At 58.5% G+C, this 14057-nt stretch carries 12 protein-coding genes; 5 read left to right on the forward strand and 7 right to left on the reverse strand.

The features are described from left to right. The first annotated feature begins 44 nt into the window (after window positions 1-44). Window positions 45-803, forward strand: a complete 759-nt coding sequence (locus LWE61_RS16085; RefSeq protein WP_234151671.1) for an SDR family NAD(P)-dependent oxidoreductase — start codon at window positions 45-47, stop codon at window positions 801-803. A 2-nt stretch (window positions 804-805) separates the two neighbouring features. Beyond that, window positions 806-1990, forward strand: a complete 1185-nt coding sequence (locus LWE61_RS16090; RefSeq protein ID WP_234151672.1) for a cytochrome P450 — start codon at window positions 806-808, stop codon at window positions 1988-1990. A 335-nt stretch (window positions 1991-2325) separates the two neighbouring features. On the opposite strand, the gene LWE61_RS16095 is transcribed toward LWE61_RS16090, so the two are convergent. The 6 genes from LWE61_RS16095 to LWE61_RS16120 all read right to left on the reverse strand — a co-directional run bounded on the left by LWE61_RS16095 (window position 2326) and on the right by LWE61_RS16120 (window position 9668). Beyond that, on the reverse strand, window positions 2326-4629 hold the full coding sequence (locus LWE61_RS16095; protein WP_234151673.1) for a glycoside hydrolase family 3 N-terminal domain-containing protein: 2304 nt from the start codon (window positions 4627-4629) through the stop codon (window positions 2326-2328). Beyond that, window positions 4626-5405, reverse strand: a complete 780-nt coding sequence (locus LWE61_RS16100) for a sterol desaturase family protein (RefSeq protein WP_234151674.1) — start codon at window positions 5403-5405, stop codon at window positions 4626-4628. The genes LWE61_RS16095 and LWE61_RS16100 overlap by 4 nt, the downstream gene beginning before the upstream one ends. Window positions 5406-5528: 123 nt before the next feature. Continuing rightward, window positions 5529-6797, reverse strand: a complete 1269-nt coding sequence (locus tag LWE61_RS16105; RefSeq protein ID WP_234151675.1) for an MFS transporter — start codon at window positions 6795-6797, stop codon at window positions 5529-5531. Window positions 6798-6874: 77 nt separating this feature from the next. Further along, window positions 6875-7729, reverse strand: coding sequence for an NAD(P)-dependent oxidoreductase (locus LWE61_RS16110; protein WP_234151676.1), 855 nt, complete (start codon window positions 7727-7729; stop codon window positions 6875-6877). Continuing rightward, window positions 7726-8520: an SDR family NAD(P)-dependent oxidoreductase gene (locus LWE61_RS16115; RefSeq protein WP_326490655.1), complete on the reverse strand. Its 795-nt coding sequence runs from the start codon at window positions 8518-8520 to the stop codon at window positions 7726-7728. The genes LWE61_RS16110 and LWE61_RS16115 overlap by 4 nt, the downstream gene beginning before the upstream one ends. Continuing rightward, window positions 8517-9668 (reverse strand): sulfotransferase family protein, encoded by a 1152-nt coding sequence (locus tag LWE61_RS16120; RefSeq protein WP_234151677.1) that lies wholly within the window; start codon window positions 9666-9668, stop codon window positions 8517-8519. The genes LWE61_RS16115 and LWE61_RS16120 overlap by 4 nt, the downstream gene beginning before the upstream one ends. Before the next feature lie 328 nt (window positions 9669-9996). On the opposite strand from LWE61_RS16120, the gene LWE61_RS16125 reads away from it, so the two are divergent. The 3 genes from LWE61_RS16125 to LWE61_RS16135 all read left to right on the forward strand — a co-directional run bounded on the left by LWE61_RS16125 (window position 9997) and on the right by LWE61_RS16135 (window position 13578). Beyond that, the gene (locus LWE61_RS16125) at window positions 9997-11025 is read left to right on the forward strand and encodes a helix-turn-helix transcriptional regulator (RefSeq protein WP_234151678.1); all 1029 of its coding nucleotides are present in this window, start codon (window positions 9997-9999) and stop codon (window positions 11023-11025) included. A gap of 173 nt (window positions 11026-11198) precedes the next feature. Continuing rightward, on the forward strand, window positions 11199-12443 hold the full coding sequence (locus LWE61_RS16130) for an alkyl sulfatase dimerization domain-containing protein (protein ID WP_234151679.1): 1245 nt from the start codon (window positions 11199-11201) through the stop codon (window positions 12441-12443). 238 nt (window positions 12444-12681) lie between these two features. Continuing rightward, window positions 12682-13578 carry an AraC family transcriptional regulator gene (locus tag LWE61_RS16135; RefSeq protein ID WP_234151680.1) on the forward strand — a complete coding sequence of 299 codons (897 nt, stop codon included), beginning with the start codon at window positions 12682-12684 and terminating at the stop codon, window positions 13576-13578. 272 nt (window positions 13579-13850) lie between these two features. Here the strand turns inward: LWE61_RS16135 and LWE61_RS16140 are convergent. Continuing rightward, window positions 13851-14057, reverse strand: a 207-nt coding sequence (locus LWE61_RS16140) for a transposase (RefSeq protein ID WP_234151681.1), incomplete at its 5' end; no start/stop codon positions are given.

The raw sequence follows: 14057 nt of genomic DNA on the forward strand, positions 1-14057 counted from the left end.
CTGCGGCTCCCGTTCGCGCGGCATTTTTCCAAGGACCAAGACATATGGAAGATATTTCCGCCTTGAACGGCAAGGTCGCGCTCGTCACTGGCGCGACATCCGGGCTGGGCCGCGCCAGCGCGCTCGCCCTGGCAGCGGCTGGGGCGAAACTGTTCCTTGTCGGCAGGAACGCCGACGGGCTGGCTGAAACCGCAAAGCTGCTGCCCGGCAAGGACGTCGCCACCCATGTTGCCGACCTGACCGACCCAGCCGCCTGCTCCGCAATCGTCCCGGCCGCCGTCGACCATTTTGGTCAGCTCGACGCGCTGTGCAATGTCGCGGGCATCATCTTCGTGGCCAATTCGCCCGACATGCCCATCAACCAGTGGGACCGCATTATCGCGACCAACCTCACCGCTCCCTTCCTGCTGTCACGCGCGGCGATCCCGCACCTGCTCAAGACAGGCGGCGCCATCATCAACATCGCATCGGCGGCGGCCTTCACAGGTCAGGCCTATGGCGCGGCGTACAGCGCCAGCAAGGCCGGTCTGGTCGGCATGACGAAATCCATGGCGATGGAATTTGCCAAGCAACCGATCCGCATCAACGCCATTGCGCCGGGCGGTATGATGACCAACGTCGCCAAGAATTTCCGCCCGCCCGAAGGATGCGATTTCGACCTTATGAAGCGCTTCACCGGCCCGCGCGGCGGCATGGTGGAAGTGTCCGATGTCGCCGATCTTGTCGTCTATCTCGCGTCTGACGCCGGGCGCGGCTTCCATGGTGCGTGCCTCAATATCGACGCCGGCGTGACGGCGGGTTGAACATGGCCGATCACTCTACTCCCAGTCAGAGCGTTGCCGAGTTCGATGCAGAACAGCCCCATGACCTCTGGCGCACCTTGCGCGGCACCTGCCCGGTCTCGCGCGTCTCCGATGGCGGGGCAATGGTGCGGCCCACCTATATCGTCTCGACTTGGGCCGGGGCAAAGCAGGTGCTGCTCGATCCGGAGACTTTTTCCTCCTCGATTAATGCCGAGGGAACGGCACGGTTCATGGGGCCTGTCCTGCTGGGAATGGATGGGGAACGCCATCGCTCGCGTCGCCAGTTAATCTCCCATGCCTTTCGGGCGTCGCAACTGGCCAGATGGGAGGAGACGTTGATACGCCCCATCATAACTGCGCTTTGCGATAGCATAGCCCATCGGGGGAGCGCGGAGTTGATGGAAGAGCTCATCAGCCGGTTTCCCGTGCAGGTGATATGCGGCATGTGCGCCATCCCGTCACAGGACAGCCCCCGTTTCCTGCAATGGGCCAAGGATATTCACCGCGGGATGCGCGACGAGGGTATGGGGCGCGCCGCCGCAGAGGCAATGCGGATCTATCTCGAACCGCTGGTGGAGGCGCGGCGGCGCGAGCGCGGCGACGATCTCATCAGCGACATCGTCCACGCCGAGGTTGATGGCGAGCGGCTGGATGACGAAGAAGTCTTTGGCTTCCTTCGCCTGCTGTTACCTGCCGGGTCTGAAAGCACCTATCGCGCGATAGGCAGCGCCCTGCTCGCAATCCTTTCGACGCCGGGCCTGTATGCGCGGGTGATGCAGGACAGGTCCATCCTGCCCTCCATCGTGGAGGAAACCCTTCGCTGGGACGTCTCCAATTCGATGGTCAGCCGCGTTGTCACGCGCGACACGCTGATAGAGGGGTGCCCCGTTCCCGCCGGGGCCGGCCTACGCGTTGTGACCAATTCCGCCAACCGCGACGAAAAGCGCTTTGCCCAATCTGACACTTTCGATCTGGAGCGACCCGCGAAACCCCATATTGGCTTTGGCTTGGGGCCGCACCAATGCTTGGGACAGCCCCTCGCCCGGATGGAAATGCGTGTCGGACTCGACGTCATGTTGGCCAGGTTGAATAACCTCTCCCTCGATCCTGCTCATCCTTCTCCGGTGGTGGCGGGAGCGTCTTTCCGCGGACCGCCCAAATTGCATGTGCTTTTTGAAAAGGCATAAGCGCAGTCGACCCTAATAAGACACTCAGCAGCAATTTTTTGCTCCCCAGGAGCAGACCGTCAGCTATTCCGGCGGCTGCCGCCCGAGGCTGTCATCTAGTAGTGGCCCACATTGCAAGCCCCTAAAAGCTGTTCAGAGGTGCACTAGCCTTCGCGGTCGCCGCTGGCGCGCCACTCGCAACAAGCGCCTGCGACGTCAACGCGAGCGAGGCCGTGCCGCCTCTTACTAAAAGCTGCCGCCGATCAATCATTGTACAATGCTCCTCAGCAAGTTTTCGGGGCAAGAGGTATTTCGAGTTTATGGCGAAATAGCCGCCTATCTATCGTGGAATAGCTTCACTGCCTGGCTACTTCGAAGGAAGCCTTAAGATCCGCAGCAGAACTTCCACCGACAAAGAGGTCGAAACCCGTCTCATCCTGAACCCAGCCTTTGGTGGCGTCACTCCAATAGCGCAGTTCGTCGGGGCCAAGAGAGAAGTTCACAGTCCTGGTTTTCCCCGCTCCAAGCGTGATCCTTTGAAACCCCTTGAGTTCGCGAACAGGCCTTGCCGAGGTTCCATGGCGCTGATGGATGTAAAGCTGGACAACTTCGTCGCCCGCCACGCGGCCCTTGTTCGTGACGTCGACGGAAACGCCGATGCGTTCGCCCACAGCCATGGAAGCACGATCCAGGCGAAGGTTCGAATATCCAAAATCGGTATAGCTCAAGCCAAATCCGAAGGGATAATTAGGCGCGCTGCTCTCATTCCAATAGCGTCCTTGAACGGGCTGGGGCTTATGAGAGATGAGTTGCCCGTAATAATTTGGCGCATGTGCGGGACTTCGGATCCAGCTAAAGGGCAGCTTGCCGCCGGGCACAGCATTCCCGAGTAGCAGATTAGCGCCCGCTGTCCCTCCTTCCGTGCCAGGATACCACATGTCGAGGATTGCCGCTGCGCGAGTACCCTTAAGATCGATCGGGCGGGCACTGTAAAGGACGATGATTACAGGCTTCCCAGTGCCCACAACGGCATCAAGCAGTTCCTGTTGTCGCCCCGGCAGGTCGAAGCTCGACCGGGAGCCCCCTTCGCTGATCATGTTGGTCGCCTCCCCCAGAACGAGGACGGCCGCATCGGACTGATGCGCCAGTTCCACGGCACGCTTGATTTCCTGATCCTCGTCGAGAGGCTGCCTATCAGGCATTTTGTCGGCGGTGGCAGATGGCGACGGAAACAAGCGCTTTGGCATCCGCACGCCTTCCGAATAGCGCAGAGCGACCTTGGGGCCTAGGGCAGCCTTCAACCCCGCAAAAAGTGTGACGGCCTCCGGCTTGTTCTGGTCAAAGACCCAAGGCCCCAATGTGTCCCGCACAGAATCGGCAAAAGGGCCGATGACAGCGAGCGAGCGGATGCGGTGCGGATCGAGAGGTAAGAGATTGCCCTCATTCTTCAGCAGGACAGCGGAACGCTCGGCTGCAAGCCGTGCAGCTGCCCGGTGTTGCGGGTCCGCAAAAACACGCCCAACGGCCTTCTCGTCGATATAGGGATTTTCAAACAGTCCCAATCTGATCTTGGCCTCCAGCACATGGCGAACCGCTTCATCGACGCGGTCCGGAGGGATATCTCCGCTGGCCAGTGCTCCGGGCAATTGCGCCATGGAGGGTGCCTGCCCGGGATCGACCATCTCCATGTCGAGGCCCGCCACCAGCGCACGGACGACCGCCTCTTTCTTGTCGGCCGCCAGATTTTGCACGACCAGCTTGTTCACGGAGCCGGAGTCGCTTCCAACAAGGCCTTCGAACCCAAGGGATTTCCGCAGGACGTCAGTCAAAAGCCAGCGATTGGCAGCCGCAGGAACGCCGTTCAAATGCATGTAGGCAGCCATGATCGCGCCGGCCCCTGCATCGATGGCGGCCTTGAACGGAGGAAAATGGACGTTCCAAAGATCGCTATCCGAGAGCTGGACCTCATCCCAGTCGCGGCCGCCAAGGGAGGCGCCGTAGCCCGCAAAATGCTTCGGCCCCGCCATGATGCGACCCGGCTGACCCAGATAGTTCCCTTGAAAGCCGAGCACTTGGGCTCGGCCCATCGCGCTTACAAGATACGGGTCTTCCCCGGCGGTCTCTACAATCCGCCCCCATCGCGGGTCTCGGCCAATGTCGAGATTGGGCGCAAACGTCCACTGGACACCCACGGCGCGCGTTTCACGTGCTGCCACTGCCTGGCTTTGCTCGACAAGCTTGGGATCCCACGAGGCGGCCAGACCGATCGGAACCGGGAAAATGGTATGGAGCCCATGAATGACGTCGAATCCGAAAAGAACGGGGATGTGCAGCCGGGACTTCTCCACCGCCATATGTTGAAGCCGGTTGACCTCGACGGGATCCGTTACGAAGAGAAGCGAGCCAACCCCTGTGCTGCCTAGTGCGTCGAGCGCCGCCTTATTGGCGGCTGGAACCGGCTGAAGGTAGAAAAACTGGGTCAACTGAGCCGCTTTTTCATCCGGCGTCATCTGCGCGATCAGTGCGTCTGCACGCTCGCGTATGTTCTTTTCCGAGCTATCATGTCGCGCGGGCTCACTCGCCGTCGCTACGCTAGTAAAGAGCGTTGTAGCTGCAAAAAAAGCGATCAATGCTTTCGCCTTTGAACGGCAAACCATCATGCTGCCTCCTCGGCAGCGCTGGCCTGGGCGGGTAAGGAGCGTCGGCTGAAATTCTTCTCGTAATCCGTTTCAAACTTTGGCCGCATCGTGCCACAGATCCGGTCCCAGATCGTCGTATAGCCGCCAAAATTTCCTGTGAAAAAACGGTGATGTTGATCGTGAAACGTCGCCGTGATGAACCACTTGGTCGCCCAGCTTTTGTTCCACCAACGTGGCATGAACTCATAGCCCGAGTGGACGTAGAGACCCATAATGATGTTGGTAGGAAATATCAGGGCAGCGGTCGCATCATGAATGGTAAAAATCGTTAGGAAGATTGAGATGAAGCCGCCGTTTATGACGGATTCGAGCGGATTGACGGAAAGTGTCGTCAGGACATTAGGCGACGTAGATTTATGGTGCAGTTTGTGAACCCAGCTATAGATGGGTTCAACATGCATCCATCGATGGAACCAGTAAAAATAGGTATCGAATAAAAAGAAATACAGTGCGTATTCGAGACCCACTTGCCACCATGCCGCAGGGGCATGGTTGAATGTGATCCAGCCGTGCGCGTTCAGCCAGCCGCTGAGGCGTCCCATGACGGTGCCGACAATCGTCATGGTGATCGTCGCAAAGAATATTTCGTTACGGAATATCTTCCACTTGAAACCCTTTGGCTGGATTTTTCGTGTACGGAAATATCCCGTTACGATGCCAGATAATATGCCGGTCGCAACAAACAGCACTATCCAAAGCGAGAGCATATCGTCGCCCGACATTAATCCTTTAAACATCTTCCTGTCTCTCCCGGCCCCGCTTGGATGTCGGCCGCATGTTCAAAAAATATTTGCAACGCGTTTGTAGTCTTGATCATCATGAGGATGCTTGGCGGAGCTCGCCATGATGCCTGATATCTTCTATCCTTGCTCGGGCTTGGGTTCCAGTTCCCCCAAACTCTGCTTATCGTCGCTGGTTTTCGGCACCCGGGCGCCAGTATTGTCCGTCTCGCGCAGGGCCCAGTCAGGATAGGCCGGCAAGGTGATCATGAGAAAGCCGCCCAGAAGGCATCCGGCAGCACCCAGCGCCAGGAAGGCATCATAGCCGCCCAGATAGTCATAGGAGAGACCGCCCAGGAGCGGCCCGACGCCCGAGGCCAGCGCCATGAGCGCGGCCATAACGCCATAGATCACGCCGAAATTCCTGAGACCGCCATAACTGGCGGTCAGAAAGCCTGTGATCTGAGTTTTCGTCCCGGCGGCATAGCCATTTACCAACAGGGCAACGATTATGAGACTTGGCGACCGAATACCGTTGATGAGCAGAAGGAAGGCCAGAGCAGCCGCTCCGAGTGTGAGACCGCCCACCCAATTGGCTTTGTATCGATCAAGAAGGTAGCCGGTGATGACCTTACCGGCGATGCCAGCAAGTCCCGCCAAGCTTGAGAGCCAGGCAGCGTTTGTGCGCGAAACCCCCGCGTTGGTGAGGATCGGAAACAGGTGGATGGTGAGTCCCATGGTCATGGCCATGACGACGAAGTTCGAAATGCCAACACGCCACAGCGCGCTGTCGCGCAGGGCTTCGTGTCGCTCCAGCCCATCCACTATCGCCTGAGAGCCTTCGACTCCGGCGTATCCGCCCCGTTTGTGGTCACGGTCAAACAGACAGAAGAAGCAGAGGAGGAACGTCAATCCGCCCCAGCCGACAGCAAGCCAAACGAATGTGGCCCGCCAACCCATAGTGACGATCAGCCAGTTGGTCAGCGGGGGGACGATCGCCTGCGCCACAGCCGCACCGGCGAGCGTGAGGCCGAGAGCAAGGCCCTTGGAGCGCTCAAAGGCTTTCAGGACGGCAGCGGTCCATGCGGTCGACTTGATGCTGACGGCGACAAAGCCGAAGACGGACCAAAGTCCGAACCATTGCGCAGCGGACCCATTGATGAGGCTGAACGCCGCGATCGAAGCCATCGTGACGAGAAGCCCGGGTAAAACAATTCGCCTGCTGCCGTGGCGATCTATCAGCACCCCGAAGAACGGTGAGAGCACGGCTGTCAAAACCGTCGCGATTGAAGCGCCCGACGACAATAGCGTGCGGCTCCAGCCGAAGGCTTTGTTCAGCGGATCGAAGAATAGTCCCGTCGATGCGATCATGAGCGAAAAAAAGGAAAAGCCCATCGAAGCCGCGAGCACGAGGGGCCAGTTCCTGCGCCATTCCCCCTCATGTGGCGTTGAGATAGTCACGTCCGGACCCGGCATCATAATGCCCACTATTCGCCGAGGGCGCGCCGCAGGAAATCGGCACCTGCGGCCCTGAAGGTCTGGAAGGCGTCGGTTTTTTCTCCAATCACCGCGCCGAGGAGATTCATGTCCTTTTTCAGGAGTGACGCCCCATGCGCAAAAGCGGTGGGGTGTGCCATGCGTCCCCGAACTTCGACGCCCATGCTTCGGCCGCTGCTCGCCAGAAGCAGCTCAATCAGCGCCGCACGATCAAGGTCGAGCTGGTCACCTGCCTCAAGCGCTCTATCCGCCAAGCCGATATTGGCTGCGAGCAATGTGTTATTAATCAGTTTGGCATGTTGGCCCGCACCCGCGTCGCCGAGCCTTACGATTAGGCGTCCAAAGCTGCGAAATACCGGCAAGGCTGCCTCGATGATTTCGGGATCACCACCCAGCATGAGCGTCAGCGTTCCAGCCTCTGCGGCGGGCGATCCCCCGCTCACAGGCGCATCGATCACTACGATACCCTCATCCAGTGCCTCTTGCGCTATGGCACGGCACGTATCGGGGTGGATTGTGGAGTGGATGGCGATCCGGCTGCCAGGCCGCATCGCAGGTATCAAATCTGCACAGACCTGTCGCACGTCATCGTCATTCACCACGCACAAGCCGACGTGGTCGCAGCATGCCCCGAGCTCCGCGACGGTGGACGCGAAGGTCGCTCCACCCCCTTCGTAAGGCGCAAGGCTTTCAGGACGCCGTGCCCACAACATTGTCGGAAAGCCGGCATCGATCATCCGCCGAGCAATTGGGGCACCTTGGCTTCCAAGACCGATAAAGCCGCAGCGCGTCGCGCGTTCAGCAGTCGTCGCATCGCTGGACGTTGTGGTGACGTCGGTAGTCATGCCGATTTCACCGTACGGCCGCCATCGACGATCAGAATATCCCCGGTGTGAAAACGCGATGCCTTTGATGCCAGATAAGCGCCCGGTCCTTCGATATCATCGGGGTAGCCAGGCCGTCCAAGCGGCGTGATTTCGGAATAGCGAGCGACGATGGCATCGCGCTGGGCGCTTGCACCCGTCATCTCTGTCATGATGAAGCCAGGGGCGATCATATTGGCGCGAACGCCATATTGTCCCATCTCCACGGCAAGCCCCTTGACCATGGCGGACAGCGCACCCTTGGCACCGGCATAATGCTCCATGCCGGGCAGACCATAGAATATGGAAAGGCTCCCGCAGACCACGATGGAACCGCCTGGGTCTCCGGCCTGAGCACGCTCGCGCATATGTCGTGCGCCCTCGCGCAACGTATAGAAAGCACCGTGCAGGTTCACATTGAGAAGTTCGTGATACATCTCGCTCGTCATGTCCGGAAAGGACGGTGCTCGGGACGAGAAGCCTGCGTTCGCGAACAAGCAATCGACACGGCCCATTGCGTCCAACGTTGAGCGAAACGCGGCTTGAACCGCGTCTTCGCTCGCTACGTCAACCTCCTCCTGATGGACGCGGCCCGCTCCCGCCTCTTGAAGCTTGGCGAGCGCTTCGCGATTGCGGTCCTCCCGCCTTCCCCAAACGACGACGTCCGCCCCCTGTTTGGCACAGCCCATCAGGAAGCCGAGTCCGATGCCGCTATTGGCGCCAGCGCCAAGAACGACCGTGCCCCGCAGGTCGAAAAGATCGCTCAGCATCATGCAAACTCCCTGGCAGCAACAGGATGTTCACGAAGATAGTCGGCGAAATAAGGCTGGAGTTGCTTAACCGAAAGCCCCCACTCCTCAAGTGAGTAGCTGTGCTTGCCACGCTTGTTCTGAGGATTGTTCGCGAGCCAGCCGCGCATACCGGCTTCCGCCACAGGGCTGAGGTCATCGCCCAGCCAGCTATAGATGCGCTTCACCTGGGCGAGCGGATCGGCCACCAAATCATCATAATAGACATGGAGAATATCGTTCGGCCGCTCGTGGCTTACTTCGAGCGGGCGCGATGCATGGAGACCCAATTGCAGCGGGAAATAGCGGCGCATATACTCGCGACCCTCGTCGACCTCGAACATCGGCCGGGAATTTCCGCGCATGGCAAAGGATGAACCGGCGACAGCATAAGGGTCGCGGTGCGTCCAGATCACCTTGGCATCGGGGAAGGTCTTGAATAGCTGCCGGATGAATAATGAGTCGGACGGCATTTTCAGGATCCAGCGCCCCGGATTCGTGGTTTGCAGGATCTGGAGGACGCGCTTACGATGCTCGAAGGCGCTCGCCATATCCGTCAGCAGGAGCCAGTCATGATAGGTTGGCACGGTGGTCGTGACCGCGAGCATCAGCGACCGAAAATCCTGCGCGATGAGATGTACGCATTCGGTGGGACCATCGCCCGGTTCGAAATGTGCAGCGGCCACCTTAGCAGCCATTTTTAGCATCATCTCATCCTTGGCTACTTCGGCAAGGCAACGAGGATCGGTTTTCAAGGCACCCGGTGCGGCGGGCGGCGCAGCGTTATAGGCCTCCCACCGCAGCAGCGAGCGGTTAGCGGGATCTTCGTCAAGCATATAGCTTAGCATAGTGGTGCCGGTACGCGGCAGGCCGAGGATGAAAACCGGCTGCTTAATCGGTTGGTCCAGGATTGCCGGGTTTTCTCGAAGATGTTGATCGACCGTCATGCGGGCAGCGAGCGCTTCTACATAGCGGCTCTTCACAATAACCTCGCCGCGTTCGGTCAGCCGGTTCTGGGTCGCATGGTCATGCAACAAAATCTCCAGACCTTCCTTCCAGCTATCTTCCGCCGGATCAGAAGCTTTTGCCTTTTCTCGGGCCGCGTTGACGATATCGGCAAAATTCAAAGTCATTTTTGCATCTTCCAGCGCTGAATGGAGGGTGGGCCGAGCCCAGTTGCCGCATGTCGCGCAAAGCGTAGCAGCGAGATGATGCATTCATGTCTGAGGACGCTTCCTAGGCAAAGGACGACCTCTGTTTTACAGACGCCAGCTTGTTGAATTTGAGCCATTTCTAGAGGCTCAAGGGCTAAAATGTGGTCGCGAGGGTCGACGTGTGTCGCTTCGCAATGCCATCTTCGCATAATTATTCCGCGAATATCGGCAGTCCCTATCGCTTCACGCTGCTGGGAAAACGAGCAAAACTTAATCGTGCCGAGCGACCGATCGCAGCGAGTCCATCATGGCATTTCGACGTATCTATGGGGCCGATCTGGTCGCAATCCTTTATCGCGATCTGTTTGGCGAAGCCCCATGGGACAGATTTCTCAGCGAATTGCGCTTGCAAGCTCATTGTGATCGTTGCGGCGTTCTGATGCGACGGGGCGGAGCGTTCACCTATTTGGCCGGAGGCCCAATCGACCCCGTTAACGCGCATCTGGGACGAACAGATCATTCCCATCTAACGAATTTGCGCGCCGACCGGGTTTATTCCGGACAGGAGCTTGGCCTTGGCCCAGAGAACTTTCTTCGGGTCGTCCGGATGCAAGAGGTCGACGGCCCGGACCTCTTGCTATGGATCGCGAGAAGCCGTTCCGATCTTCGAGCACAGGATGCGGCTTTGCTCGATTTTCTGGCGCCGCTCGTGCTAACGGCGGTCATCGCCCGAATAGCTCATGAGCGCGAGCAGCGAAGGGGGCGGGCAGAGGAGCAGGCCCGGGGCGGGCTGGGCATCGCCTGGATTCTGACGGATTGTGATCGTTTTGTCCTCGATGCGGACCGGCGTGCACGTCGGTGGATCAACGAGGGCCAACTGCTTTGGCTTGGGGCTGACAATCGGCTTCGCTTCCGCTCGCCGAAAGCTGAGGCAATGCTGGAACTAGGGCCGGCACTTCCGACTGAACAACCACAAGCATGCTGGCTCTCGACGCGCCCACCGCTCCAAATGATGATCACCGCTGCATCAGACCAATACGAGCCGCTTCTCGGATCATCCGCCCGCTTTTTCCTCATTCGCCATGTTCTCGAGCCGGACCCGCAACACCCTTCCCTTCTCGCTTCCCTGTTCGGACTGTCGAGCAGCGAGGCGAAATTGGCGTTGCACGTAGCGCGGGGCCTTTCCCTTCAAGATGCCGGCGACACCATGGGTCTGACGCAGGAGACCACACGCAACTATTCCAAACGGCTTTACGCAAAGACCGGCGCGCGGGGGCAGGTCGATCTCGTGCGCACTATCCTAAATGGAATCAATGTGCTGGCGCCAAACATGTGACATTTGCCCCGCATGTTTGAGCGATCGCTGCTGTTGATCCTTTGCGGTAGCGAGACGTCTTGTCGAAAATAGGCCATGCAATCCCGAAGGCGGGAATAGAGCGGCCCGTCCCATATTGCCGGAGCGATGCCCTTTGGTCAGTGATGCATGAAAAGATACTCAGGAGTTATGGAATGACCTCTAACGCGCCGCTATCCGACAAGGGCTTACGGACCGCAGATCTTGTTAAATCCGGTGCCGAACAACTCAATGCGATCGAGCGCGCCGATGGTATCTGGGAAAGCCGCGGAATCGGAAACAGCTATCTGATTATCACGAGCGAAGGCGATGTTTTGGTGAATGCTGGGACACTCCGTGACGCCAGACGCGGCAAGGAGCTGTTTGCGAAAGTTTCCCAGAATCCCATTCGCCACATCATCCTTACCCAGAGCCACGCCAATCAATATGGCGGTCTGGAAATCTATAAGACACCTGAAAATGAGGTCATTGCACACCGCATCTATCTCGAGGACCGAATCTACGGTGCTGCTCTCGATACCCATTATCGCCGCGGCTCGAGGCGTATCTTCGGCGGCATTACCGGCAATGCTTCCGACCTGACGCCCACGCAGGAGGTATCGCCCGATGTGCTGATAGGCGATGATGGCTATGCTTTCGATCTCGGCGAGCGGCGCTTCGAGATTATCTGGACGCCGGGAGGCGAGACTCGGTCTGCGGTCGTCCTCTGGCTACCCCGGGAGCGTATTGCCATCGTTGGAAATCTTTTCGGGCCGCTGTTCGGTAATCACCCCAACCTCAACACAATGCGTGGGGACAAGCCACGCACGGCCCTTCAATTTGTCGACTCCGTCGCCAAGGTGAGGGCTTTGAACCCGGAACTCATCCTCACCGGCCACGAGGACATTCGCGGCGCGGAACACATCCAGCGTGAACTCACAAAGATTATCGGCTCGGTCCAATGGGTCCATGACCGGACAGTTGAAGGAATGAACGAGGGCAAGGATCTGCGGAGCCTGATGCGTGACATCCGAACACCGCCAGAGCTCACGCTTACCGAAGAATATGGAAAGGTCGCCTGGAACGTCCGGGCAATCTGGCATGAATATACGGGCTGGTTCGACCCTGCCCGGGGAACAACCGAGCTTTACGGTGTACCCCCATCGTCTGTTGCGCCTGCGCTCGCCGAGCTTGCTGGCGGAGCAATCCCAATAGCCCAGCGCGCCCGCGCGTTTGTTGACGAAGGCCGGCCTCTTGAGGCCCTTCATCTGCTCGACATCGCACTAGCGTCAGAGCCCGCCTCCCACAAGGCGCGTGAAGCCAAGCGTGATGCGCTATTGCTTCTTGATCAACAAACCGGCGGCAAAAATCTTTGGGAGCGGATGTGGATTGCCGCCGAGATACGCGATCTCGACGAATGAGGTCTTCCGCTCTCCTTGAGGCCGGAGCGGCTTACCCCCTTGGGAAATCTAGCTTACGCCCCTCTTCGTGACTGAGCAGAGGTCTTCTGCACTTTGCGTTCAGAGTGACATTTTGTAGAAAAGGAGACATTTTGCGCGTCTCCTGCGGACGGCTTGCCTTGCTCTGGTTGGCCACCGGGCTCAAGATGCGGCCCGGAGAGTAACTTTAGAGCGTCATAAGTTTGAAACGAGAACGCGAATGAACACGTTCGATCGCACCTTGGCGGCGATGTCGCCCATGCTTCAATTGGAACGCGAGCGCATCCATCCGATGGCAGAGCTCATGGTGATACGTCTCGACCATAAAGACTCGGACGAGCACCTGTTCTGCAAGGAGGGGCTTTTCTGGATCGACCTGTGTCTCACGCCGCGACGCGTGCATGACCGGGCCAGCTATACCGACCGTTGGGGACCGCATCGCACGGAGGCAATGGGGTCGATCATGGCTCTTCCTCCAGGCTTTCGGCTCCAGCTTAGAAGCGGCGGCGGCGAGCATATGTCGCTCATTTGCGCGCTGAAAGAAGAGGCAGTCAGGCGATGGCTACCCGCCGATTTTCAGTGGACTGATCGTCGCCTGGAGAGCTGCCTCAACATTTCAAATACCCATATCAGCGCATTGTTGCTTCGGCTCTCACAGGAGATACGCCATGAAGGCGTAGGGTCCGAACAGGTTGTCGATGCGCTGATTTTGCAGCTCTCGGTTGAGTTGGCGCGGTATCTCATCGCTATCGACGAGCCCGACGACAGGGGCGGGCTGGCGGCATGGCGCATGAGAGTGCTCGAGCAGCGCATCGCCGAACCCGGCCCCCTGCCCACCTTGATCGAACTTGCGACTTTATGCAGTATTTCAACGCGCCAGCTTTCTCGGGCGTTTCGGACAAGCCGTGGCTGTACGGTTGCCGACTATGTGGTTCGCTGTCGTATCGAGGCGGCCAAACGACGTCTGGCGACGGACGAGTCGATTAAATCGATTGCGATCGTTACAGGCTTTTCATCCCAATCGGCTTTTACTTTCGCGTTCCGCCGAGCAACGGGCGTCACTCCTCACGAATTCCGGAGCCGTATGCTACGCGGGATTACGTATAGCGCCGCGTAAAGATGTGAACCTTTAAAGTTGGGCGATGAACATTAGTGGATGAAGCTGTTTAGAACTCTGACGCCCTCTCCCTCTTGGTAATCAAGATGGGATAGCCCTAATCGATAATAGAGTGATCGACCCCAAATTCTGTTGGCGCTGGTAACTGAGATATATTCTGCCAGCTATTCGCCCATTTACCCATATTCTCGACGAGACGGCGCTGAGGGCTACCTGTCTGCTCGCAGGGTTTCATGCCGAGCTTTAACACCACTGAGAGCCTGTCTTGGATCTCATGCGTAACGAGCGACGCGCCTGATGAGAACGATAGCCGCGGCGGCATAGAGTAGCGCAGTTGCGGATTTGATGGTTTGCTCGAAGTCCTTGGCGAGGCGGCGATTGCGGTTGAGCCATGCGAAGGTCCGTTCGACCACCCATCGTCTGGGATGGACGACGAAACCGGTCTGATCGGCGAATTTGCGGACAATCTCTATCGTGAT

Source organism: Sphingobium sufflavum (assembly GCF_021403115.1).
In the GTDB taxonomy this organism is placed as follows: domain Bacteria; phylum Pseudomonadota; class Alphaproteobacteria; order Sphingomonadales; family Sphingomonadaceae; genus Sphingobium; species Sphingobium sufflavum.

Coding starts and splice junctions, on each gene's coding strand:
- LWE61_RS16095 (WP_234151673.1), bottom strand. CDS start 4,629: ATGATGGTTTGCCGTTCAAAGGCGAAAGCATTGATCGCTTTTTTTGCA.
- LWE61_RS16110 (WP_234151676.1), bottom strand. CDS start 7,729: ATGACTACCGACGTCACCACAACGTCCAGCGATGCGACGACTGCTGAA.
- LWE61_RS16085 (WP_234151671.1), top strand. CDS start 45: ATGGAAGATATTTCCGCCTTGAACGGCAAGGTCGCGCTCGTCACTGGC.
- LWE61_RS16100 (WP_234151674.1), bottom strand. CDS start 5,405: ATGTTTAAAGGATTAATGTCGGGCGACGATATGCTCTCGCTTTGGATA.
- LWE61_RS16135 (WP_234151680.1), top strand. CDS start 12,682: ATGAACACGTTCGATCGCACCTTGGCGGCGATGTCGCCCATGCTTCAA.
- LWE61_RS16125 (WP_234151678.1), top strand. CDS start 9,997: ATGGCATTTCGACGTATCTATGGGGCCGATCTGGTCGCAATCCTTTAT.
- LWE61_RS16115 (WP_326490655.1), bottom strand. CDS start 8,520: ATGATGCTGAGCGATCTTTTCGACCTGCGGGGCACGGTCGTTCTTGGC.
- LWE61_RS16120 (WP_234151677.1), bottom strand. CDS start 9,668: ATGACTTTGAATTTTGCCGATATCGTCAACGCGGCCCGAGAAAAGGCA.
- LWE61_RS16090 (WP_234151672.1), top strand. CDS start 806: ATGGCCGATCACTCTACTCCCAGTCAGAGCGTTGCCGAGTTCGATGCA.
- LWE61_RS16130 (WP_234151679.1), top strand. CDS start 11,199: ATGACCTCTAACGCGCCGCTATCCGACAAGGGCTTACGGACCGCAGAT.